At 27.0% G+C, this 24,745-nt stretch carries 24 protein-coding genes; 17 read left to right on the top strand and 7 right to left on the bottom strand.

The features are described from left to right. Positions 1-76 precede the first annotated feature (76 nt). Positions 77-874, bottom strand: a complete 798-nt coding sequence (locus tag IQC44_RS05475; protein WP_198305338.1) for a DUF4197 domain-containing protein — start codon at positions 872-874, stop codon at positions 77-79. A 129-nt stretch (positions 875-1,003) separates the two neighbouring features. Here IQC44_RS05475 and IQC44_RS05470 point away from each other — a divergent pair, with 129 nt between their 5' ends. The 3 genes from IQC44_RS05470 to IQC44_RS05460 are packed head-to-tail and all read left to right on the top strand — an operon-like array spanning position 1,004 to position 5,102. Continuing rightward, a complete protein-coding gene (locus IQC44_RS05470; RefSeq protein WP_198305337.1) occupies positions 1,004-1,561 on the top strand; it encodes a DedA family protein in 558 nt (185 codons plus the stop codon). Continuing rightward, positions 1,551-2,915 carry an ATP-dependent RNA helicase DbpA gene (dbpA, locus tag IQC44_RS05465; RefSeq protein WP_198305336.1) on the top strand — a complete coding sequence of 455 codons (1,365 nt, stop codon included), beginning with the start codon at positions 1,551-1,553 and terminating at the stop codon, positions 2,913-2,915. The genes IQC44_RS05470 and dbpA overlap by 11 nt, the downstream gene beginning before the upstream one ends. A 57-nt stretch (positions 2,916-2,972) precedes the next feature. Beyond that, a complete protein-coding gene (locus tag IQC44_RS05460) occupies positions 2,973-5,102 on the top strand; it encodes a sensor domain-containing diguanylate cyclase (RefSeq protein ID WP_198305335.1) in 2,130 nt (709 codons plus the stop codon). An 11-nt stretch (positions 5,103-5,113) separates the two neighbouring features. Here the strand turns inward: IQC44_RS05460 and pdxH are convergent, their stop codons facing one another. Continuing rightward, positions 5,114-5,752: a pyridoxamine 5'-phosphate oxidase gene (gene pdxH, locus IQC44_RS05455; RefSeq protein ID WP_198305334.1), complete on the bottom strand. Its 639-nt coding sequence runs from the start codon at positions 5,750-5,752 to the stop codon at positions 5,114-5,116. Between the two features lie 108 nt (positions 5,753-5,860). Here pdxH and IQC44_RS05450 point away from each other — a divergent pair, with 108 nt between their 5' ends. Then, positions 5,861-7,486, top strand: a complete 1,626-nt coding sequence (locus IQC44_RS05450) for a bifunctional diguanylate cyclase/phosphodiesterase (protein ID WP_198305333.1) — start codon at positions 5,861-5,863, stop codon at positions 7,484-7,486. An 18-nt stretch (positions 7,487-7,504) separates the two neighbouring features. Here IQC44_RS05450 and IQC44_RS05445 read toward each other — a convergent pair whose 3' ends face one another. After that, entirely contained in the window at positions 7,505-8,014 is a 510-nt protein-coding gene (locus tag IQC44_RS05445) for an NADPH-dependent FMN reductase (protein WP_198305332.1), read from the bottom strand. A gap of 128 nt (positions 8,015-8,142) precedes the next feature. On the opposite strand from IQC44_RS05445, the gene IQC44_RS05440 reads away from it, so the two are divergent. From IQC44_RS05440 to IQC44_RS05410, 7 genes are all read left to right on the top strand, one after another. Beyond that, positions 8,143-10,035, top strand: coding sequence for a sensor histidine kinase (locus IQC44_RS05440; RefSeq protein ID WP_198305331.1), 1,893 nt, complete (start codon positions 8,143-8,145; stop codon positions 10,033-10,035). Positions 10,036-10,088: 53 nt separating this feature from the next. Beyond that, positions 10,089-10,829 carry a metal ABC transporter ATP-binding protein gene (locus IQC44_RS05435; protein ID WP_198305330.1) on the top strand — a complete coding sequence of 247 codons (741 nt, stop codon included), beginning with the start codon at positions 10,089-10,091 and terminating at the stop codon, positions 10,827-10,829. 11 nt (positions 10,830-10,840) lie between these two features. Further along, positions 10,841-11,635, top strand: coding sequence for a metal ABC transporter permease (locus IQC44_RS05430; RefSeq protein ID WP_198305329.1), 795 nt, complete (start codon positions 10,841-10,843; stop codon positions 11,633-11,635). Between the two features lie 21 nt (positions 11,636-11,656). Continuing rightward, entirely contained in the window at positions 11,657-12,508 is an 852-nt protein-coding gene (locus IQC44_RS05425; RefSeq protein WP_198305328.1) for a CvfB family protein, read from the top strand. A 61-nt stretch (positions 12,509-12,569) separates the two neighbouring features. Then, complete coding sequence (gene prx-suh / locus IQC44_RS05420; protein ID WP_198305327.1) at positions 12,570-13,109, top strand: thiol peroxidase Prx-SUH; 540 nt, start codon at positions 12,570-12,572, stop codon at positions 13,107-13,109. A gap of 104 nt (positions 13,110-13,213) precedes the next feature. Further along, positions 13,214-13,924: a tetratricopeptide repeat protein gene (locus IQC44_RS05415; RefSeq protein WP_198305326.1), complete on the top strand. Its 711-nt coding sequence runs from the start codon at positions 13,214-13,216 to the stop codon at positions 13,922-13,924. A gap of 91 nt (positions 13,925-14,015) precedes the next feature. Further along, positions 14,016-15,239 carry an NnrS family protein gene (locus tag IQC44_RS05410; protein ID WP_198305325.1) on the top strand — a complete coding sequence of 408 codons (1,224 nt, stop codon included), beginning with the start codon at positions 14,016-14,018 and terminating at the stop codon, positions 15,237-15,239. A 51-nt stretch (positions 15,240-15,290) separates the two neighbouring features. Here IQC44_RS05410 and IQC44_RS05405 read toward each other — a convergent pair whose 3' ends face one another. The 3 genes from IQC44_RS05405 to exbB are packed head-to-tail and all read right to left on the bottom strand — an operon-like array spanning position 15,291 to position 16,818. Further along, positions 15,291-16,028 (bottom strand): energy transducer TonB, encoded by a 738-nt coding sequence (locus IQC44_RS05405; protein ID WP_198305324.1) that lies wholly within the window; start codon positions 16,026-16,028, stop codon positions 15,291-15,293. Between the two features lie 3 nt (positions 16,029-16,031). Beyond that, on the bottom strand, positions 16,032-16,409 hold the full coding sequence (gene exbD, locus IQC44_RS05400) for a TonB system transport protein ExbD (protein WP_198305323.1): 378 nt from the start codon (positions 16,407-16,409) through the stop codon (positions 16,032-16,034). Further along, the gene (exbB, locus tag IQC44_RS05395) at positions 16,390-16,818 is read right to left on the bottom strand and encodes a TonB-system energizer ExbB (RefSeq protein WP_198305322.1); all 429 of its coding nucleotides are present in this window, start codon (positions 16,816-16,818) and stop codon (positions 16,390-16,392) included. Before exbB ends, exbD begins: the two co-directional genes overlap by 20 nt. Positions 16,819-16,964: 146 nt before the next feature. On the opposite strand from exbB, the gene IQC44_RS05390 reads away from it, so the two are divergent. From IQC44_RS05390 to IQC44_RS05375, 4 genes are read left to right on the top strand one after another with little or no spacing between them, the layout of a single operon-like run. Continuing rightward, entirely contained in the window at positions 16,965-18,173 is a 1,209-nt protein-coding gene (locus IQC44_RS05390) for a TolC family protein (RefSeq protein WP_198305321.1), read from the top strand. An 11-nt stretch (positions 18,174-18,184) separates the two neighbouring features. Further along, the gene (locus IQC44_RS05385) at positions 18,185-19,441 is read left to right on the top strand and encodes an efflux RND transporter periplasmic adaptor subunit (protein ID WP_198305320.1); all 1,257 of its coding nucleotides are present in this window, start codon (positions 18,185-18,187) and stop codon (positions 19,439-19,441) included. After that, positions 19,431-20,135 carry an ABC transporter ATP-binding protein gene (locus tag IQC44_RS05380; protein ID WP_228286260.1) on the top strand — a complete coding sequence of 235 codons (705 nt, stop codon included), beginning with the start codon at positions 19,431-19,433 and terminating at the stop codon, positions 20,133-20,135. Before IQC44_RS05385 ends, IQC44_RS05380 begins: the two co-directional genes overlap by 11 nt. Continuing rightward, positions 20,135-21,346 (top strand): ABC transporter permease, encoded by a 1,212-nt coding sequence (locus IQC44_RS05375; RefSeq protein WP_198305319.1) that lies wholly within the window; start codon positions 20,135-20,137, stop codon positions 21,344-21,346. The genes IQC44_RS05380 and IQC44_RS05375 overlap by 1 nt, the downstream gene beginning before the upstream one ends. A 45-nt stretch (positions 21,347-21,391) precedes the next feature. Here IQC44_RS05375 and IQC44_RS05370 read toward each other — a convergent pair whose 3' ends face one another. Further along, positions 21,392-22,567, bottom strand: coding sequence for a MalY/PatB family protein (locus IQC44_RS05370; RefSeq protein WP_198305318.1), 1,176 nt, complete (start codon positions 22,565-22,567; stop codon positions 21,392-21,394). Positions 22,568-22,684: 117 nt separating this feature from the next. On the opposite strand from IQC44_RS05370, the gene IQC44_RS05365 reads away from it, so the two are divergent. After that, complete coding sequence (locus IQC44_RS05365) at positions 22,685-23,812, top strand: iron-containing alcohol dehydrogenase (RefSeq protein ID WP_198305317.1); 1,128 nt, start codon at positions 22,685-22,687, stop codon at positions 23,810-23,812. An 88-nt stretch (positions 23,813-23,900) separates the two neighbouring features. Beyond that, entirely contained in the window at positions 23,901-24,719 is an 819-nt protein-coding gene (locus IQC44_RS05360) for a BRO-N domain-containing protein (protein ID WP_198305316.1), read from the top strand. Positions 24,720-24,745 lie beyond the last annotated feature (26 nt).

Genomic DNA, 24,745 nt, shown 5'->3' with positions numbered 1-24,745 from the left:
AAAATAATGTTGATTTATATAAATAATTTATAAAAAATAACTAAATTTTAAAAAAGAGAAAATCTTCTCTTTTTTATTATTTTCCAAAAACTTGTTTTAGAATTGAGCTTGTTTGCTCAAGTGGATTTGCTCTAATACTTGCCTCTTTTTGTGCAATTATAGTAAAAAGTCCATCCATAGCTTTTGAAGTAATATAGTCATCTAAATTTTCACTACTATTTCCTGGAATATAAGAATCAACTCCTAAATTTTTTGCAAAACCTGTAACTGCACTATTTTGAACAAGATTTTTTGCAGTTCCTTGATAAAAATTATTTGCAGCATCATAATATTTTGCAACATTATTTTCTTTCATACTATCTTGAACTATTGGTTTTATCATAGCTTTAAGCTCATTTGAACTATTTTTCTTAAAATATTCAGTTGCAGCACTATCTCCACCATTTAAAATATTTTGAGCATCTGTTAAACTCATTTTAGAAATAGAGTTCATAAAAATTTCTGCTGTTTTAGGAGCTGCTTTTGATGCAGCACTATTCATTGAGTTTATTAAATCATCAGCCATTTTATCACCACCTGCTTTTCTAATAGCACTTTCAATAGTTGAAAGATTGTTTGGAAGTGGGATTTTTACATCTTTATTATTTAAGTAACCTCCATCAGCTCCTAAAGTTGAAGTAGCATAAGTAACACCAGTTTTTAAAGCCTCTTTTAATCCATTTGAGATTGTTGAGTTGTCTAAATTTGAACCTTTTGTTGAATTTTGAGTTGTTGTTGGTATATTTTTTGATACCTCACTTGCGATTTGTTTTAAATCAAATCCAAAACTTAGAGTTGAAAATAAAATAGTTGTAGCAATTAATGATTTTTTCATATCTTTTCCTTTTAAAATAAATTACAAGATTATATAAAAAACTATGTAAAAATTGTGAAATTAGGAAAATAATATTTTTATACCATTTTAGATAGAATATCTACTTTTATAGAAAAAATTAGGAAATTTATGGAACAATTTATTCAAGATTGGGGCTATATAGCTCTATTTTTATACACTTTTGGTGGTGGTTTTTTGGCTCTTGCTATTGCTGGAGCTTTTTCTTATGCAGGTGATTTAAATATATATATTTGTGTTGCGGTCGCTGCTACTTCAAATTTTTTAGGTAGCCAATTTCTATTTTATATGGGAAAATATAATAAAGCCTATGTTGATGATATGATGAAAAATCATAAAAAAAAGATAGCTTTGGTTAAGGTCTTGCTAAAAAAATATGGAATTTTAATAGTATTTATTCAAAAATATATTTATGGTATTAAAACTTTAATTCCTCTTGTAATGGGAGTTTCAGAGTATAATCCATATAAATTTATGATTTTAAATGTTTTTGCTTCTATTTTATGGGCTTGTGTTATTGGATATATTAGTTTTGTTGCTGGTGAATTTTTGATGAGTATAGCAGATAAGTTTCAATATTTAGGTTTTGTGATCGTTTTTGTGATTATTTTTATATTGATTTCAAATTTTAAGAAAAAAAGAAAAAAGGTAGAAAATAGTGAAGTTTAATGAGCTGAAAATAAGTGAAGATTTTAAGAAAAATCTTGAAAGTCAAGGATATATAAATCTTACACCAATTCAAGAGCTAAGTTTAAATAGCTCTTTAGAAGGAAGAGATTTAATTGCAAGAGCAAAAACAGGAAGTGGTAAAACTCTTGCTTTTTCTTTACCAATTGTTGAAAAATTAAGAGTAAAAGAGTTTAAGGTTCAAGCCTTACTTTTAGCACCTACAAGAGAATTAGCAAATCAAATCGCCCAAAATTTGAGACTTTTATTTAGACATATTCATAATGTAAAAATTTTAACACTTTGTGGTGGAGTTCCTTTTAAACCTCAAGTTGTCTCACTAAATCATCAAGCTCATATTATTGTAGGAACACCTGGAAGAGTTTTAAAACATTTAGGTGAGAAAAATTTAAATTTAGATTTTGTAGATACTTTTGTTCTTGATGAAGCTGATAAAATGCTTGATATGGGATTTTTTGAAGATATAGAAAAAGTTGCTAGTTTTTTACCAAAAAAGAGACAAACTATGCTATTTTCTGCAACTTATACAGATGATATTAAAAATTTAGTTTCAAATATTTTGGATAATCCACTTCATATTGAAGTTGAAAATGAAGAGAAAAATATAATTAAACAAGAGTTTTATGCTCTTGAAGAGAGAGAAAAAGCACAAAATATAAAAAAATTAATAAGAAGTTTTGAAGCAAAATCTACAATTATTTTTTGTAATCAAAAAATAACTTGTGAAGATTTAGCAGATATTTTACATGATGATGGTTTAGATGTTCTAACAATGCACAGCGATTTGGAGCAAAAGCAAAGAGATGAAACTTTAATCTTATTTTCAAACCAAACTTATCCAATTTTAATAGCATCTGATGTAGCTAGTCGAGGACTTGATATTGATGATGTGGATTTAGTTATAAATTATGATTTAGCACTAAACTCAAAAATTCATACTCACAGAATTGGAAGAACAGCAAGAGCAGGAAAAGGTGGAGTTGCAATTTCATTTTTTACAAATGATGAAGAGCAAAGAGCAAATGAATTTAAAGAGATATTTGATGATATTGAGTTTAAAGATGCAAAAACTATAAGAGATAATTCAAATTTTGAGATAGATTTAGGTTTAAGAGCTATTTTTATAAATGGCGGAAAAAAACATAAATTAAGAAAAATGGATATTTTAGGAAGCTTAACAGCTGGAATTGGTTTGGATAAAGATGATATTGGTAAAATCGATGTTTTAGACTTTTGTTCTTATGTTGCAGTAAAAAAAGATAAACTAAATATAATTTTAGATAGATTAAATAAAACAAAAATTAAAGGTAAATATTATAATATATATGAAAAATAATTCATATATTAACGAATTAACAGTAGAATAATCAAATAAATAATCAAAAGGAATACTTTGTTTAAAGATAAACTTTTTCTTAAAATAATAACAATTTTTACTCTTCCTATTTTATTAATATTGCTTTATAGTGCTTATTTAGTTTATGAAAAAACTTTGATGATAAAAGAAGTTGAGGTATTGAAGCAAAATGAAGTTTTTATAAAAAATGTAAAAGAGTTTATTTTTGCTATTGATAAAGAGGAAAAAAGTGTAATTAAATATTTTTTAGCACCAAGAAATTTGGCAGAGTTAAAAAATGATTATCTACTAAGTGATACTAGTTTTAAAAATCTTATACTTACAGTAGAAAAACTAAATTTAGATAGAAAAATTGAAAGTTTAGATTATGATTTAAAACAAGTAGAAGAAGTAAGAAAAGAGTTAGAAAGTGGAAGTGTTAATTTACAAAAAATCCAAGAAGCTTATTTTAATGCAAAGAAAAATATTTTAACTTCTATCTTTTTTTCAAAGCAGTTTAGATATGCAAATCAAGCAAATATTGATATGAGTAAAATTGTAGAGTTTTTATCAAGAGATGAAAATTCAAAATATTTAAGAGAAGTCTTAGGCTTATTAGTTCAAGCAGTTAATAAAGAGATAGATGATCTTGAAAGTTCTACTTTGAACTCAAAAGATCTTGCTATTATCTTTTTAGTTATTGTATTTTTTACTATGCTTTCTTTGTTTTTTGTTTTAAGAGATATTGTTTCAAAAGAGCAATCAAACTTTTTAAAAATAAAAAATTATAAAGAGATTTATGAGATTTTGAGTAAGACAAATAAATTTTTAACAAAAACTTATGATAAAAAATCTCTGTATCCAAATGTTTGTGAAATTTTAGCTCAAAATGAGAATTTAAAATTTGCATTTTTTTATGATGTTTATGAGAAAAAAATCTATGCTCAAGATGGAAAATTAAAAGATATTATATCTTCTCAAGTAAACTATTATCAAGATATTTCTCACGAAAATTTAGTTTCAAGAACTACAAAATGGCAAACAAATATTGTTATAAATAATTTCAATGAGAAAAATTTATCAGTTTTCTATAATGAAGCAAAAGGTTTAAATATAAACTCAATGGCAACATTTCCAATTAAAAGCTTTGGAGAAGTTATTGCTGTTATGATAATTTATTCAACAAAAGTTGGCTTTTTTGATAAAGAGGTTGAAGTTTTATTTGATAAGCTTGTAAATGATATTGACCATTGTATAGAGAAGATAAAATATGAAGAGCAAAGATTGGCACAAGAAGATGAATTAAGATTATCTTCTTACTCTTTTGATGTTGCAGAACCTATGTTAATTACTGATACAGAAGGATTTATTGTAAAAGTTAATCAATCATTTTGCTCTATTATGGGATACACAAAAGATGAACTTATAGGAAGAAATCCAAGAATATTTAAAACTGCTCACCAAGATGAGAAATTTATAGAGTCTTTATGGAATGATATAAGAATAAATGGTTTTTGGAGTGGAGAAATCTATAATAAAAAATCAAATGATGAGATAATTCCTTTAAAAGCAACAATAAATGCAATTAAAAATAATCAAGGAAAAATTACACATTATGTTGGACAATATTTTGATATTGGAAAAATAAAAGATAAAGAGAAAATCTTAGAGTATCAAGCAACACACGATAATTTAACAGGTCTTCCAAATAGAGTTTTATTAACAGATAGAATAGAACAAGCAATTAGAAAAGTAACAAGACATAAAATAATTGGTGGATTGATTTTTATAGATTTAGATAATTTTAAAATTATAAATGATACTTTAGGGCATGATATAGGTGATATTTTACTGATAAATGTTGCTAAAAAAATGAAAGAGAGCATTAGAGAAGAAGATACAGTTTCACGAGTTGGTGGAGATGAATTTGTAATTTTACTTGATAATTTAGGTTCAACAAAAGATGAAGCTAGAAGAAATATTATCTATCTTGCAACAAAAATAAAAGATACTTTAAACAGTATTGAAAAAATAGAAGGACACAAAAATATCTCAACACCAAGTATTGGTATAACTCTATTTAGTGATGATAGTGTTAGCGTAAAAGATTTAATAAAACAAGCTGATACGGCCATGTATGAAGCAAAAAAACAGGGTAAAAACTCTATAGAGTTGTTTGAAGATTAAAAATTAAAAGATTAGGGAGCTAATCTTTTAATTTCCCAAGAACCATTTTCTTGTAGTTCATAAGAAAATCTATCATGAAGTCTATCTTCTCCACCTTGCCAAAACTCTATTTTTACAGGTTTTAAGATATAACCACCCCAAAAAGATGGAAAAGGAATCTCTTTATTTAAAAATTTTTCTTTCATCTCTCTAAACTTATTTTCCAATAAAGCTCTTGAACTTATAACTTCACTTTGTCTTGAAACCCAAGCTCCTAATTGACTCCCTTTTGGTCTTGATAAGAAATATTTTAAAGAGTCAGCTTTTGATATTTTTTCTACATTTGCCTCTATTTTTATCTGTCTTTCTAGTGTTAGCCAAGTAAATAGTGCTGCTGCTTTTGGATTAGCTTCAAGTTGTTTTGCTTTTTTACTATCATAGTTTGTAAAAAATACAAAACCTTTTTCACTAAAATATTTTAAAAGTACAGTTCTTAAACTAGGCATCATATCAAGACCAGTTGTTGCAAGTGAAAAAGCATTTGGCTCTGGAAGATTTTCATTTATTGCATCATTGAACCAAATTTCAAATTGTTTAAATGGATTTTTATCTAAATCTTTTATATCAAAATCTTTAGTAGTATATTTTCCTCTAATATTTGCAATATCCAAAATTTATCCTTTTTTTATTCATATTTTATCTAAATAATATTTATTCTTTATTTTTTGTTAAATAAAAGAGGCTATAATTGAAAGAAATAATTTTAAAGGAATTGAGAATTGTTTAATTCTAAACTAAAAAAAGAGATTGAAGAGTTAAAAAAAGAGAATCATATCCTAAATCAATACTACAATGCTGCAAAAGAGACAAACATCGTATCAAGAGGTGATTTAGAAGGTAAAGTAACTTATGTAAATGATAAGTTTATTGAAGTTTCTCAATATACAAAAGATGAAGTATTGGGAAAACCTCATAGTCTTTTAAAAGGTGAAAATAATAAAAATAAATTTTTTGAACTATGGAAAACAATAAAAGGTAAAGATAGTTGGAAAGGTTTATTAAGAAATAAGAAAAAAGATGGAACATATTATTTTGTAGATAATGTAATTTCTCCTATTTTAGATGAAAATGGGGAGATTATAGAGTACATATCTTTTAGATATGAAGTTACTGATTTAGTTGAAAAAACAGTAAGATTAGAAAAGGCTTTAAGAGAAGATGTTGTTAGTAAAATAGCAAATAGATATAGCCTTTTGGAAGATATTAAAGAGGTAGAATGCCCATCTATCGTTCTTTTGGATATTGTTGATTTTAGCTCTGTAAATGACCTTTATGGAAATGTAAAAGGTGATAAATTATTAAAAACAATAGCAAAAAGATTGGATGATGAGATAAGAAATTATTCAAATTATAGTGTTTATAGAGTTCATTCAGATGAGTTCGCTATTTTGGCAGATTTAGAGATAAAAGATGAATTTATTTTAAATGTAAAAGAGATTATAAAAAAAGTTACAAAAGAGCCAATAATGCTAAGGGATAAAGATATTTTTATTGATTTTAGATATGTATTCTCTTTTGAAAATAAGGAATATTTGCTAGAAAGTGCAAATATGGTGAAAAAATACTCTAAAACAAATAAAGATGCAATTATCTATACAAAAGAGTTAGAGTTAGAGAAATTCTATGAAAATAATAGAAGTTGGACTTTAAAAATAAAAAATGCCATAAAAGAAGATAGAATAGTTCCATATTACCAAGCAATTTATAATACAAAAACACAAAAGATAGAAAAATATGAGTGTTTGGTTAGATTAATAGAAGATGATAAAGTATATTCACCATATTTCTTTTTAGATATTGCGAAAAAATCAAGACAATATTTGTCAATTACAAAAATAGTAATTGAAAAATCATTTGAATATTTTAAAGATAAAGATTTTGAATTTAGTATAAATTTAACACTAGAAGATATATCAAGCCCTAATATGAGAAAGTTTATTTTAGATAAATTAAATGAATATAATATAGCTTCTAAAGTTGTTTTTGAAATTGTTGAAAGTGAAGAGATAGCCGATTTTGACGAGATAAATGACTTTATTGCAACAGTTAGAAGAATGGGTTGTAAAATAGCAATAGATGATTTTGGAAGTGGTTATTCAAATTTTGCTTATTTGGTTAAATTGAAGGCTGATTATATAAAAATAGATGGTTCTTTGATTAAAGATTTTGTTAATAATAGTGACCATTGTGATATTGTAACAACAATTTTGGAGTTTGCGAAGCTTCAGAATATAAAAACTATAGCTGAATTTGTATCTCAAAAAGAGATTTTGGATAAAGTTTCAAAAGTAGGTATTGATTATGCACAAGGTTTCTATATTCACGAACCAAGTAAAACTATTTAAAACTCTTAAGAAAAATTCTTAAGAGTTTGTAAGTTTTGCAAGTTTTTGTAAAATAGCTTTTGCACTATCTTCATTTAGTGCTTTTTCGTAAGTTGTTAATATTTCTCTAGCTAAAATATTTGCTCCAAGGTGTTGAAACATAATTCTCATAGCTTGAAGACCTTTTTGTCCGCCACCACCACTGTGTGTTGCTAATGCTACATCTTTATCATTAAAAGCATCTCTCCAATTTTTTGTAGCTCTTGAAGTCCAAGCCATAGCATTATTTAAAACAGGTGGCATAACTCCGTTGTATTCAGGAGCAACAATAATAAAAGCTCTTAAATCCATAATTTTTGTCGCTAAATCCAAAACACTTTCAGGAATTCCATTTTTTTCCTCTTCATTTGTACTATAAAGTGGAAGATTATAATCAACTAAATTTATTAAATCTGTATCTATACTTAACTCTTTTGCTAACTCTTGAAATTTTAAACCAAGTTTTAAATTGTTATTTGAACTTGCAACTATTATTCCTATTTTTGACATATCCATTCCTTATAAAATTTTAAAAATTGATTATAACTTATAAAGGTAAATTAAATAATAAAGCAGAATTTATGAAAAAAATTCATATAATGAAGTAATAATTAAATTTTGTATTCAAGAAGTCCAATATGAATAAAGATAAAGATAAAGATAAAGAAAAACAGTTACTAAAAATAATAAGATATGCTCCTGTTTTATTAATACTATTTATCACTACATTTTTACTATTTTTTCTATATTTAGAAAATAAAAAAATGTTTTTAGTTGCAAAAAAAGATTTAGAAGAGAAGTTCTATTTACAAAATGCAAACCAGATAAAAGATGAAGTAAATAGAGCCTATGCTTATATAAAATATATTCAAGAAAACTCAGAATTTCAACTAAGAACATCTATAAAAAGTAGAGTTTATGAAGCCCATACAATAGCTACACATATTTATGAAACATATAAAAATAAAAAAAGTAAAGATGAAATTTTTGAATTAATAAAAACAACTCTTGACAAAGTAAGATATAACGAAGGAAGAGGATATTTTTATATAGATGATGAGTTTGGAAATAAACTAATGCTTCCTTTGGATAAAGAGAATGAAGGTAAAAACTTTTTTGAACACAAAGATGATAGAGGATATACCTTTGTAAAAACTATTGTTGATACAATTAAAAATAAAACAGAGAGATTTGATGAGTACTATTGGAAAAATCCAGTTACAAATCTATCTTCAAGAAAAATAGCTTTTTATAAATATTTTGAACCATTTAATGTTGCTATTGGAACGGGAGAGTATTTTGATGAGTATAATTTAAATGTTCAAAGAGAAGTTATTGAGTATTTAAATAGCATAAAATTTGGTAAAAATGGAAGTATCTTTATAGTTACAAATGATGGTGTTTGTTTAAGTAAAGATGAGACTATTGATAAGCTAAATTATAATAAAGAAACTATTTTTGCTTCAAGACAAGAAAACTTACATGGTCTTATAAAAGCTGCAAATTCGGAAGATAATTTTTATAAATATGAAGAGAGATATAACACTTCAAATATTGATTATAAAGTTAATAAAGTTACTTATGTAAAAGCTTTAGCTAATTGGAATTGGGTTATTGGTTCAGCATTTTATGAAGATGATGTAAATTTTGAAATTATACAGATGAAAGTAAAACTTGATAAAGATTTTGATGATAAATTAAAAAATATTTTAATAGCTAGTTTTGTTCTAATTATGATTTTATTGATAATTTCTATTTATGTATCAAAATATATTGAGGAGAAATTCCTTGACTATAAAGATGAAATAGGAAGCAGACAAGCTTTATTGTTCCAGCAATCAAAAATGGCAACAATGGGTGAAATGATAGGAAATATAGCTCATCAATGGAGACAACCACTATCTGTTATAACAGCAACAACAAGTGGAATGTTAATACAAAAAGAGATGGGAGCTTTAAGTGATGAATTTTTTGTTGAGGGTTCAAAAAAGATAAATAGTTCAGCTGCTTATCTTTCTCAAACAATAGATGATTTTAGAAATTTCTTTAATCCAAATAAAGAGAAGCAAAAATTTAAAATATCAGATACAATTAATAAAACTTTGGACTTATTGTCTGCTCAGTTTAATGCAAAAGATATTTTTATTATCAAAAATATAGAGGATATTGAAATTACCTCTTATGAAAATGAGTTAATTCAAGCATTAATAAATATTTTAAATAATGCAAGAGATGAGTTAATAGGAAAAACACAAGAAAAGTATATTTTTATTGATATAAATAAAAAAGATAATCATATAAAAATTGTTATAAAGGATAATGCTGGAGGTATTAAAAAAGAGAATATATCAAAAGTATTTAATCCATATTTCACTACAAAAGATAAAACACAAGGTACTGGAATAGGGCTTTATATGACTCAGGAGATTATTTTACAGTTAAAAGGTGAAATCAGTGTAAGAAATGTTGATTTTATCTATAATAAACAAAACTATAAAGGTGCAGAATTTACTATTACTTTAAATCTTTAATGAACTTTTAGATAATATTGCAACCTAGTTGCAAATATAAATAAAAGGTCAATATGAATTTAATACAAATAGAGAATTTATCGCACTCTTACTCAAATACAAAAGCTTTAGAGAATGTAAATCTTACTATAAAAAGTGATGATTTTTTAGCTATTATTGGTCCAAATGGTGGCGGAAAATCTACTTTACTTAAGCTTATTTTGGAACTTTTACCACTTCAAAATGGGAAATTAATAAAAAATATAAAAAATAGTGAAGTAGGTTATGTTCCTCAAAATACAAATTTAAATATAGATTTTCCAATAACAGCTCTTGAAGTTGTATTAATGGGGCATATAAAGAGAAAGAAAAAACTTTTTGGATATGCAAAAGAGGATATTTCTTGTGCTTTGAACTCTTTAAAGCAAGTTGGAATGGAGAATTTTGCAGATAAAAAAATAGGTGATTTAAGTGGAGGACAAAGACAAAGAGTTTTTATTGCACGAGCTTTGTGTTCAAATCCAAAAATTTTAATGCTAGATGAACCAACAGCTAGTATTGATGTAAAAGGTCAGCAAGATATTTATGAACTTTTAAAAGAGCTAAATAAAGCTATTGCTATTGTTGTTGTAAGCCACGATTTATCAATACTTTTAAACTATGCAAAAGATGTAGCTCATGTAAATAGAACTTTAGTTTATCATAGTTTAAAAGATGTAAAAAGAGATGTTACACTAAGTGATGACCATTTGTGTGAAGTTGAGTTGCTTTCAGCTTTGGGTAAAACACAAATTTGTTGTAATCATGAACATTAAAAGGTAAAAATATGATTGAAATACTTCAATATGATTTTATACAAAATGCTATCTTAACTGGGATTTTAATCTCTATTGCAGCTGGAATAATTGGAAGTTTAGTTGTAGTAAATAAGATTACATTTCTAACAGGGGGAATAGCACATAGTGCTTATGGTGGAATTGGAATGGCTATTTATTTAGGAATTCCAGTACTTTTTGGAGCTACAATTTTTTCTATAATAACAGCCATTTTAATAGCAATTATAACTCTAAAAAACAAAAGTAGAATAGATGCTATTATTGGTATGATGTGGGCTAGTGGAATGGCTATTGGAATAGTTTTAATAGATTTAAGCCCTGGATATAATGTAGATTTGATGAGCTATTTGTTTGGAAGTATAATTGCAGTTTCAAGTGCTGATTTACTTTATATGAGTTTGCTTGATCTGTTTATTGTTTTTATAGTTCTGTTTTTTTATAAGCAAATCTTAGCAGTATCTTATGATAGCGAATTTGCAGGACTTAGAGGAATAAATGTAAAGTTCTTTTATACTTTAATTCTTATTTTATCTGCACTTTGTGTGGTTGCAGCTATTAAAGCTGTTGGACTTATTTTGGTTATTGCACTTCTTACAATTCCAACTTATATGGCTGAAGCATTTTCAAATAGATTATCAACAATGATGATAATTAGCTCAATTTTAGCTACAATATTCACACTTCTTGGGCTTTATATATCTTATATGTATGATATAAGTTCAGGAGCTAGTATAATTATAGTTAGTGTTGTTGCTTTAGGGCTTGTAAAAATATTAAAAAAATAAGAAAAGAGACGGAAAAACCAGATGAAAAATGAAAATAGAAAATTAGATAAATATATCAAACAAGGTGTTGTAAATACCCTAAAAGTATCAAGAGTTAGCCAACCAGGGATATATTTAATAAGTGGAGATGAAACAGAAGTTTTATTACCAAATATATATGTAAAAAAAGAGATGAATATAGATAGTTTAGTTGATGTTTTTATCTACACAGATAGTGAAGATAGATTAGTTGCAACTACACTAAAGCCATATTTATATTTAAATGAATTTGCAAGTTTAAAAATAGTTGATAGTGCAAAATTTGGATATTTTGTAGATATTGGTTTAGCAAAAGATTTGCTTGTACCAAAAAATAGACAAAAAAGCAGTACTTTTTTTGTAGGAAATTACAAAGTTTTACAAATGCAGTTTGATACTAAAACAAATAGATTAATTGCAAGTGAGAAATTTATTTTAAGTAGTGAACCAAAAAATTTAAAACAAGGTGATGAAGTTGAGATTATTTTATACTCAAAAACTCCTTTAGGATTTAAAGTTATTGTAAATAATCTTTATGAAGGTATGATTTTTCACTCTGAAATTTTTGAAAATTTAAAAATAGGAGATAAAAAAAGAGCCTATATAAAAAATCTTAGAGATGATAGTAAACTAGATATTTCTTTACAAAAAATAGGACAAAAAATCGATACAAACAAGATTTTAGATATTTTAAAAGCAAATGGTGGAACAATGAATTTCACATATAAAAGTGATGTTGAAGATATAAAAAAAGTTTTTGCAATGAGTAAAAAAGCATATAAAGCAACTTTAACAAAGCTTTTGGAAGAGAAAAAAATAATTTTAAATGAGAGTAGTATTAGCTTATTAAATTAAGACAAACTTTATCCTATTTAAAATATAATTTTGAGATTTAATTTAAAAACAAAGGAAAAATATGGCAACAGTAAAATTTCATGGTGAAGTAGATGTAAATTTAAGTGGAACAGAATTAAATGTAGGAGATATTGCACCAGTTGTAAATGGTGTAGGTGCTGATTTAAGTGATGTTCAAATTGGTGGGCAACAAGGGAAAGCTCAAATTATTTTAGCAGTTCCATCTTTAGATACAGGTGTTTGTGCAGCTGAAGCTAGAAAATTTAATGAGGAAGCAGCTAAATTAGGACATACAGAAGTTGTAGTTGTATCTATGGATTTACCATTTGCAATGAAAAGATTCTGTACAACTGAAGGAATATCAAATTTAAAAGTTGCTTCAGATTTTAGAGCAAAAGCTTTTGCAAAATCTTATGGTGTTCTTCAAGCAAATGGACCATTAGCAGGATTAACTGCAAGAGCAATTTTTATAGTAAATCCATCTGGAAAAATTACATATAAAGAGATTGTTCCTGAAATTACAGATGAGCCAAATTATTCAGCTGTTTTAGCAGCTGCAACTGAAGCTAGTTCAACTTCTTGTTGTGGATCTTGCCACTAAAAACTAATAAATTTTAGGCAAGATTTCTTGCCTAAAATTCTCTCTTTACCTAATATTAATCAAAAAGTTGTAATATTGTTGAAATTTGAATAAAAGGATAAATTATGCAAAAAATAATTAAAACTCTGTTTATTTTAATGCTAAGTTTCTCATTTTCTAATGCTTCATTGGTAGAAGATGGATATATCGAACTTGAAAAAGGAAATGTCCTAGAAGCGGCAAATATTTTTAAAAATGCTTGTGATAAAGGTGCTTTTGCTGGTTGTTATAATTTAGCTATTATGTATTTTGATGATAAGCATATTGCAAAAAATTATACAAAAGCTTATGAACTTTTCGATAAAGCTTGTCAAGAGGGGCATCAACAAGCTTGTTTTAATTTAGCATATATGAGTGAAAAAGCTTTGGGTGTAGAAAAAGATTTAAATAGAGCAATAGGACTTTATAACAATGCTTGTGAAAATGGGAACTCTAGTGCTTGTTATAATTTAGCAGGAATTTATGAAAAAGAGCAGGATAATTTCAAAAATGTTGAACTTCTTACAAAAGCTTGTAATCTTGATCACGGAAGAGCTTGTTATAATTTGGCATATAAATATTATAATGAAGAGGGAGTTGAGTTATCACCTTTAAAGGCTGTTAATTTATATGAAAAATCTTGTAATTTAGGATATTCAAATGCTTGTTATAATCTAGGAGTTGCTTATTTAGATGGTAGATTTTTTACTGTAAATAAAAGTCTTGCAAAAAGCTATTTTTCTAAGGCTTGTTCTTTGAATAATGAAAAGGCTTGTGAAGAGTTAGGAAAACTATAAAATAGCCTAAAAATCAATATATACTTGCTTAAAGTCAATAAAAAATTAGTAAAATAAAGATAAAATCTTCTAAAAATTTTTAGGAGATTTTATGAATTTATGGTATAAAAAATTTTCATCCCAACCACATCAACCATTTTTTACAAATGGAGTTTTATTTTTTGCTCTATTTATGATTTTGTTTTTTTTGGCTTACTCAAGTACTTTAAATCTTGATAGTACAGTTTTAACTTATCATGCTTATAGCTTAATTTTCGTTGTTTTTATTCAGTTCTTTTTAGGATTCTTATTTGTAGTTTTTCCAAAATTCTTAATGCAGAGTGAAATAGAAGTAAAAGATTATATGAACCAGTTTTTCCTATATTTTATATCTAGTATAGGTATTTTTTTATCTTTGATTTTCTATACAAAGCTTACAATACTTTTTCAAGTTTTAATGCTTTTTGCACAAATTTTAAGTTTTAAACTTCTATATAGTATTCATAAAAAAAGTATTATGCAAGATAAAAATGATACAAAATGGGTTTTAATATCATTTGCAGCAGGACTTGTATCTCATCTATTATTTATTGTTTCAGAATTTGATTTCTCTTCTTCATATTTGGTTTCAAGAGTTGCAATAAATAGTGGTTTTTACCTATTTTTATTTATGATTATTTTTACAATTTCTCAAAGAATGATTCCATTTTTTACAAGAGTTATGAAACCTGAATATATTATAAATAAAAGTTCAAAGCTACTTGAAGTTATCTGCTTATTATTGGTTTTAAAAGTGTTTTTGCTTAGTTTTGAAAATCCAAAATTAAATTTAATAGCTGATATTCCACTATTTATATTTGTTTTAAAAGAACTTTTTAGGTGGAAACTTCCAACACTTTCAATGCCCCCAATAGTTTGGGTTTTACATTTAGGACTTTTTTGGATACCTTTTGCTTTTTTTATCTCAATAATTCAAGGAGTTATGGTATTTGTAAATCCAGAATTCTTCTTTGAAAAAGCAGTACTTCACACTTTAGCTTTAGGATATTTTGTAACTGTTCTAATAGGATTTGGTACAAGAGTAATCCTGGGACACTCAGGAAGAAAAATTCAAACTACAAAATTTGCAGTAACTATTTTTATTGCAGTTCAGATTTTAACTTTGATTAGAATTTTTGCATCTATTAGTTCAAATTTTAATTTAAATTATATGTTATTAGTTGATATTACTGCACTTTTATTGGTAGTTACTTTGATTATTTGGTCTTGTAAATATGTTGTTATTTTAGTAGAAAATGAGAAAAAACTAGAAGAAAAACCAAAATGGAAAGCTTAATATAATTTAAGATATAAAAAAAGTGTAAGGTTTAAAACCTTACACTTTTTATTAATGAATTTGATAAACTATAGGAATAGTAATATTCCAAACTTCTTTATTTTTTAACTCATCATCTAGCTCATCAGGAATTGGCTCAAATGTAGCAATGCTAATTAATAACTCCATTGTTGCTTCATCTAATTTCTCAAATTTAGAGTGTTTAGCTATTCTTACATTTTTAACATTACCTTTTTTATGTACATCAAAATTAACTTCAACTGTTCCTGTTTGATGTAATCTTTTTGCTGCTTTTGGATATACCTTATGTTTTTCAACTTTTGCTTTTACTCTTGCTAAATAAGCATCTCTTAAGTTTTTTGCTTGTTCAGAGCTTATATTTCTCTTTGTAGGAGCTTCAGCAATAGGTATATTTGGTTGAATTGGTGCAGTGTTTTCTGAGAATTTTTCTACAGGTACGATAGGTGCTTCAACTACTTTTTCAACAACCTTTTCAACTGGTTTTTCTATTGGCTTCTCTTTTTTTGGTTTAGGTTTTTTAGGCTTATCTGGTACTTTTACAGGAGTTGGTTTTTCAACAACTGGTTCTGGTTCAGGTGGTGTTGGTTCTGGTGGTGTAGGCATTGGAGGTGGTGCTTGAGTCAATTCAACCATTGCCAAAGAGATTGTTGTAACATCTTTTTGTGGTTCAGGTATAGTAAAAGCATTTGCAAATACAAAAAATGTTAAAAAACCTACTATTGCATAAGTTGTACTTGTGATTAAGAAAGAGCTTTTATATCTACTCATTGTTTACTTCTTTGTTACTATTGAAATATTTGCATATGAATTTTTCTTTAACATATCAAGTATGTTTACAAATGACTCAAATTTTGTATTTTTATCTGTGTGAATATGTACAGGTGTTTCTGCTGATTTTAATAAAATTTGTTTCTCTAACTCTTCAATTATTATTGGAGTCTCTTCTAAAAAAAGCTCTCCTTTTTCATTGATTACAATTATAATCTCTTTATCTGGTTTTAGTTGCTCAGCACTAGTAGAACTAGGTAGAGCAACTGGAATAATTCCTCGTGTAATAAATGTTGAAGTTAGTAAAACTATTGCTAAAAGTACAAGTAATACATCAATAAATGGGATTACATTTATTGAATCATATTTCTGTAGCTTCATAATCACCCTCCAAAACTTCAGCTGATCTTCCTAAAATATTATACATAACCATAGAAATGATAGCAACAACAAGACCAACAGCAGTTGCTTTTAAGGCTAGTGCTAAACTTTCCATAATTTTTGCTGCATCAATCTCGCCACTTCCCATTGTCATAAAAGTAAGCATAATGGCTAAAACAGTTCCTAAAAGTCCTATATATGGAGAATTTGAGGCTATTGTTCCAATAATTGTAAGGTGTTTTGTAAGTGCAACATCTAAAGCCTTTTTTGTTTTGTAAGATTTTAAATCTATTTTTCTATAAAATATTACTCTTTCAATAAAAAAGAAAACAGCAACAAAACTCATTAATATCAGAAGAGTAATAACTCCATAATCAACTAAATGCTTTAGTGTTTCTATATCTCCCATAAATACAATCCTTTGTTTAATTTTTTGGCATTTTATTACAATATTAATAATAATTATCTTAAAGGTCAAAAAAATATTAATTTTGTTAAAATATTGTTAAATTAGAGAAGATAAGATTCTGAAATTAGAAAAGACAAAGGAAGAGATTGAAAAAAATAATAATTTACTCGATTTTCTGCTCTTTTGCTTTAGCAAATCCAAATAATTTGGATATTTTGCAAAAAGATAAAAAAGAGTATAGAGATTTGGATAAGAAATCTATAGAGACAAAGTATGAGAGTTTAAGAAATGATTGGATAGGAACTCTTGATTTTAGTTCAGGTTTGACTACAACTCACAGTTTTGATAATAATAAAAATGGTAATTTTGGTAAAAATGCAAAAATTGGATTTACTCAATCTATTTTTGAATCAGGTGGAATAGAGTTTAAAATAGATTATGCTAAAGATAAATTAAAATATGATTTATTATCTTGGGAGAATCAAAACTATCAAATTTTATACTCAATTTACAATACTTTACTTGAGATTAAGAAATTAAAATTAGAGATGACACAAAATGATATTAGAGTTGTAAATAAAGATATAGAGCAGATTATTAAAAAAATCCAATATGATGCAGGAAAAGTTGATATTATTGAGCTAAATAATGCAATTATGAGTAAAAACCTAATTTTAAAAGAGAAAATATCTTTGGAAAACTCTTTGAAAGAGAAAGAGCAAGAGTTAGCAAAATATACTGATTTAAAGTATGATGAGATTGAGATTATGGATTTTAAAGAGATAAGTAAAGAGGATTTTTTGAATAAAAATCTAGCACTTATGCAAGAAGATGCAAAAATTGATATGTTAAATACAGATTATAAAAAGAAAAAAACTGAATATCTACCAAAAGTTGCTCTTTCAACAAATGCTAGTTATTCTAATAGTGATGAGAGTTTTAATAGAACAATCAAAGATACAAATAAAGATGATGCAAGTGCAAATGTTGGACTTACTTTAAGTATGCCTTTATTTGACTATAATAAAACATCAAAGCTTGAAGAGTCAAAATTGGAAGTTTTAAAACAAAGAGCTTATTTAAATGATTTAAAAAATGAGACAGCTTATGATTATGAGCAAACTTTAACAAAACTTGATACATATTTTAAGCAAAATGAGACAATAAGAAAAAATATTGAGCTTTATGAAGAGCTAATAAGTGCAAATAAAATATCAAATGAATCAGGAATGACATCAACTTATGATTTAGAGATTTTGGAAAATACAAAATTAATAAATGATTTTGATATTTTGTTAAATGATATAAGTATTGTTCAACAATATGCAAAACTATATTTTAAAATAAAAGGCTAAGGGTTAGGTTTATGAGCGATTTAAGAGATGATTTAAAAAAATATGAGAGCAAAGGAAGTAGTAAAAAATATCTGATTATTGTTTTACTAATAGTTTTAGTTGCTATTGGATTTGCTATTAAAATGTTTACAACAGAAAACAAATCTACAAAGATAGAGTATGTTACAAAAGCTGTTGAAAAAGGAGATTTGAGTGTAATTGTAAGTGCAACAGGAAACTTAAATCCAACAAATAGTGTAGAAATTGGAATTGAAGTAAGTGGAACAATTAAAGAGATTTATGTAGATTTTAATGATGAGGTAAAAGTAGGGCAAGTTTTAGCAACACTTGATACTGTAAAACTTCAATCTCAAGTAGATAGCTCAATTGCAGCTTTAGCAATATCAAGAGCAAATCAAAAAGAGAGTGAAGTAAATGTAAAAAATAAAAAACTTTTATATGATAGAACTTTAAAGATGTTTAATGACTCAAATGGAAAATATCCATCTAAAAATGAACTTGATGATACAAGATTCTCTTATGAAGCAGCAGTTGCTTCACTTGAAGCTACAAAAGCAAAAGTTTTACAAAGTGAATCAAATCTAAAAACAGATAGACAAAATCTTGAAAAAGCTAGTGTAAAATCAAGTATTGACGGAATTGTTTTAAATAGAGAGGTTGAAATAGGGCAGACTTTAGCTGCAACTATGTCTGCTCCAAAACTATTTACTTTGGCAAAAGATTTAACAAATATGGATTTAATTGTAAGTATTGATGAAGCTGATGTTTCAGATATTAAAAAAGATTTGCCAGTAACATTTACAGTTGATGCATATCCTAATAAAGTTTTTAATGGAAAGATAAAACAAGTAAGATTAAATCCTATTGATTCAAATGGAGTAATCACTTATGAAACTGTTGTTGAGGTTAATAATGAAAACTTACTTTTAAAACCAGGTATGACAGCTACAGCAAAAATTGTTACAAAAGATAGCAAAGATAATATCTTAATTCCAAATAGTGCTTTAAGATTTAAGCCAAAAGTTCAAGAAGCATCTAAAGGTGGACCTATGAGTTTTACTGGTCCAAATATGAATAGACCTGCAAATGCTACAAGAGATTTAAGTAAAAGAGAGTTATCTCCTATATTTATTTTAGAAAATGGAGAGCCAAAAAGAGTTATGGTTAAGGTGTTAGATACAGATGGAAAATCATCTGCTATTGAGTCAAAAGATTTAAAAATTGGTGATTTGGTAATAATTTCACAAAAGAGCAGTGATGGAAAATAGAAAAACTATCATAGAGTTTAAAAATATTGTAAAAAGCTATGGAAGTGGTCAAAATATCACTCATGCTTTAAACGGTGTAGATTTAAAGATTTATGAGGGCGAATTTGTTGCTATTATGGGAGCTAGTGGAAGTGGAAAATCTACATCTATGAATATGATAGGTTGTTTGGATAAGCCAACAAGTGGAGAGTATTTGTTTAATGGAATAAATGTTGAGAAGCTAAATAGAGATCAAATGGCACTTTTAAGAAGAAACTATTTAGGTTTTGTTTTTCAAGGATTTAATCTACTTGGTAGAACTTCCGCTTTAGAAAATGTTGAACTTCCTTTGATATATAGAAAAATTCCAGCAAAAGAGCGAGAAATTTTGGCTATTGAGGCTTTAAATAAAGTTGGTCTTGGAAGTGTTATTAAAAATACTCCTGCTGAACTTTCAGGAGGTCAGCAACAAAGAGTGGCAATTGCAAGAGCAATTGTAACAAATCCTTTAGTGCTTCTTGCAGATGAACCAACTGGAAATCTTGATAGTATTAAAAGTGTTGAGATTATGGAGCTTTTAAAAAATTTAAATGAAGAGTCAAATATAACTATTGTTATGGTAACTCACGAAGAGGATATGGCTAAATATGCTAATAGAATAATATATTTTAGAGATGGAAATATAGAAGATAGTTTGAAAAAAGGATATAAATAATGTTATCAAATGCCTTTTTAATAGCAATAAAAGAGATAAGAAGAAATATTTTAAGATCTATTCTTACAATTTTAGGAATAGTAATAGGTGTAGCTTCTGTTATTGCTATGGTTATGATTGGAGATGGAACAACACAAAGTGTAAAAGATAGTATTACAAAACTTGGAAGTAATATGCTAATACTTATAGTTGGTCAAGAAAGAAGAGGAGTTCCAAGAGAGGATAATAGTGCAAAACCATTTAAAAATGAAGATATAGTGGCTATTAAAAATGAAGTTGCAAATATAAAAGCAGCTACATCTGAAGGCTCATCAAGAATGAATATTGTATATGGAAACAAAAGCCACACTGCAAGTGTAGTTGGAACAGATAATGATTACTTTATCATTAAAGATTGGGCTTTACAAGAGGGAAGATTATTTGAAGAGAGTGAAATTGCTAGTGGAAGATCATCTTGTATAATTGGAACAACGATTCAAAAGCAACTTTTTGTAGATGAAAATCCAATTGGTGCAAATATTAGGCTAAAAAATTTATCTTGTAATGTAATAGGTGTTTTAAGCTCAAAAGGAGCAGCAGCTTTTGGAAATGACCAAGATGAGATTGTTTTAATTCCTGTAAATATGTTTCAACGACAAATTTTGGGTAAAAAAGATATTTCATCTATAATTATTTCAATTACACAAGAGAAATATATAGAAGATGCAAAAACAGATATTACTTCTTTAATGCAAGAAAGAAGAGCTGTAAAAATTGGAGAACCTGATAATTTTTATATTAGAGATATGCAAGATATTTTGGAAACTATGACAAGTACAACAAAAATGCTTACATATTTATTGGGTTCTATTGCTGCTATTTCTTTGCTTGTTGGTGGGATTGGAATTATGAATATTATGCTAGTTTCTGTAACTGAAAGAACAAGAGAAATTGGAACAAGACTTGCAATTGGAGCTATGGAAAAAGAGGTTTTAATGCAGTTTTTGGTTGAAGCAATAGTATTATCAACTTGGGGTGGAATTATTGGAATTTTTCTTGGGCTTGGAATTGGTTATGGTGTTGTAACTATGATGCAATTGCCATTTATTTTAAATGAACAGATTATTTTAATATCTTTTGTTTTTTCTACTTTAATTGGGGTTGTTTTTGGATATTTTCCTGCAAGAAAAGCTGCAAGGTTAAATCCTATCGAAGCTTTAAGATATGAGTAGGAAACAGGGATAAAATCCAATTTCAACATTTTCGGAACAGGGACTTCAGTCCCTGCATTTATTGGTCTGTAAAACTCCACTTTTTAGTCTTTTTAAAGCATCTTTTAAAAGTTCTTTAGGAGTTGCAATATTTACTCTTATAAAATTATCCCCATCTTTTCCAAAAGTAATTCCAGAAATCACTCTTAGTTTTGCAAAATCTTCAAGAATTTTTGTAAACTCTGCTGAGCTTATATTTAAGCTTGAAATATCAATCCACATAAGATAAGTTGCTTCAAGATTTACCACTTTTAACTCTTTTAGTTCATTTTTTATAAAATCTTCTACAAGTTTTTTGTTGCTTTCAAGATAACTTATAAGTTCATCTAGCCAATCTTCACAAGAGTTATAAGCAGTTATTGTAGAGTTTATTCCAAAAATATTTAGCTTTTTTATCTCATTTCTTCCTAAAACTTTGTTTAGTTTTACTCTTAAGTTTTGGTTTGCCACAATAATATTTGAAGCTTTAAGCCCTGCAATATTAAAGCTTTTTGTTGCAGATGTAAGAGTAATTGAATTTTGTAAAAAATCTTCAGATATAGAGCCAAATGCTGTGTGAGAAAAGCCATTTAGTATTAAATCTCTATGAATCTCATCACTAATTACCAAAACATTATGTTTTAGACATAATTTTCCCATTTTTTCAAGTTCCTCTTTGCTCCAAGCTCTTCCTACAGGATTGTGAGGATTACAAAGTATGAAAAGCTTCACTTTTTCATCTTTTACTTTTTCTTCAAAATCAGCAAAATCTATACTATAAATTCCGTTTTCATAGATTAGATGGTTTCTTACAATCTCTATATCATTTTGTTTTATAGCTATATCAAAATAGTGATAAACAGGGCTTTGTATTAAAACTTTGTCTCCTTTTTCGCAAAAAGTTTGCACAATTGAACTAAGACTTGGAATCACTCCATTTGTTGGTTCTATCCACTCTTTATTTATATCAAAATTAAATCTTCTTTTACTCCAATTTATCTCAGCTTCAAAATACTCATTTGGAATTACTGTATATCCAAAAATCCCATGATTTGCTGTTTGCATAATATTTTCTATAATATTTGGTGCTACTTTAAAATCCATATCAGCAACCCACATAGGCAAAACACTAGCTTTTGTAGTGTCCCATTTTGAACTATTTGTTCCTATTCTATTTGTTATTTCATCAAAGTTATATTGCATTTTAATTTTTCCTTATTTTTAAAGCTTCAATTATACAAGATTATAATTTATATAAGCTATTATGAATTAATAAAAGAAAATATAGATAAAATTGCAAGATTAAAATAAAGGAGCAAAATGCAAAATTTTAGTTTTTATAATCCAACAAAAATAGAGTTTGGAAAAGATAAAGAGAAAAATATTGGAAAATATATAAGTGAATTTGGTGTAAAAAAAGTTTTAATAGTTTATGGAAGTGAACGAATAAAAAAAGATGGGCTTTTTGATGATGTAACAAAAAGTTTAAAAGAGCATAATATTGAATTTATAAGTTTTGGTGGAGTTATAAGCAATCCAATTTTAAGTACCATTAAAGATGCTATAAAAGTAGCAAAAGAGCAAAAAGCGGAAGCCATTTTAAGTGTTGGTGGAGGTTCTGTTTTAGATAGTTCAAAAACAATCGCTGTTGGAGCTTTGGCAACTTGTGATGTTTGGGATTTTTTTACTCAAAAAGAGAAAATCACAAAAGCACTTCCTATTTTTGATATTATAACTCTTGCAGCAACAGGAAGTGAGATGAATGGATATGCTGTTGTTACAAATGAAGAACTACAGAAAAAAGACTCAATTTGGTCGCCTTTAATCTATCCAAAACTATCTGTTATAAATCCAGAACTTCAAAAAAGTGTAAGCAAAGATTATTTAGTTTATTCAGCAGCTGATATTATTGCACACTGTATTGAAGGATATTTTACAGCAAAAAATCACCCAAAATATAATAGCCGTTATGTTGAAGCTATTATAAAAACTGTAATAGAAACAACAGAGATTTTACTAGAAAACCCTAGTGATTTTGATACAAGAGCAGAGTTTGCATGGGCTGCTACAAATGCACTAAATGAGACAACAACAGTTGGATTAAGCGATTTTTCTTTTCCAAATCATATGATAGAACATTCACTTTCAGCACTTTACAATGTACCTCACGGAGCAGGGCTTAGTGTTGTAATTCCTGCTTGGGCAAAGTGGTATTATAAACAAAATGAAGCACAATTTATAAGATTTGCAAAAGAGGTTTTTGGAAAAAATAGTGCAATAGAAGGGATTTTGGCACTTGAAAACTGGTTTAATAAAATAGGAACACCAACAAAACTAAAACAGTTTGATTTAGATGAAAACAGTATTGCAGAAATTATAGAAAATCTATCATTTCAAGATGAGATAAAAAAAGATGATTTAGAGATTATTTTAAGAAATGCACTTTAAAATATAAAAAAGAATTACAATTTGTTATATTTTTATATATTATTAAATTTTTTTGCTATTATTTTGTATTTTAATAAAGGAGAGTAATATGAAATCAAATGATAGTATAAAAATTTTTGAAGATAAAAAAGTGCGAACCCTTTGGGATGAAGATAGTGAAAAATGGTATATCTCAATTGTTGATGTAATAGAGATTTTAACGGATAGTCCAAGACCTAGAAAATATTGGAGTGACTTAAAAAGGAAGTTAGAACTAGAGGGAAGTGAGTTGTCCGAAAAAATCGGACAACTGAAAATGAAATCATCTGATGGAAAATACTATAAAACTGATGTTGCAAATACAGAGCAACTATTTCGACTTATACAATCTATTCCATCTCCAAAGGCAGAGCCTTTTAAACTTTGGTTAGCTTCAATTGCAAAAGAGCGATTAGATGAGATGAGCGACCCAGAATTAAGTATTGATAGAGCTTTAAAACAATATTTGGAGCTGGGATATAGTCAAAATTGGATAAATCAAAGATTAAAAAGTATAGAAATAAGAAAAGAACTAGCAGATGAGTGGCAAAGAGTTGGAGTGAAGCAAGAAGAAGAATTTGCGACACTTACTGATATTATCACAAAAACTTGGGCAGATAAAACTACAAAAGAGTATAAAATCTTAAAAGGTCTAAAAAAAGAGAACTTAAGAGATAATATGACAAATACGGAGCTTATTTTAAATATGTTGGCTGAAGCTTCTACAAAAGATATAAGTAAAGCCATAAATCCAAAAGATTTTGATGAGAGCAAAAAAGTTGCAGTTCAAGGTGGAAATGTAGCAAAAGTTGCAAGAGCTGAATTAGAAGCAAAAACTGGAAAACAAGTAATAACAAGTAAAAATGCTAAAAATTTAATTGAAAAATAAAGGGCTATTTTTATAAAAACTAGAAT

Origin of the sequence: Arcobacter vandammei, assembly GCF_016106035.1 — a bacterium.
In the GTDB taxonomy this organism is placed as follows: Bacteria; Campylobacterota; Campylobacteria; order Campylobacterales; family Arcobacteraceae; genus Aliarcobacter; species Aliarcobacter vandammei.
Note: the sequence above shows the minus strand (reverse complement) of the source record. Positions and strands in the feature narration are given on the sequence as shown.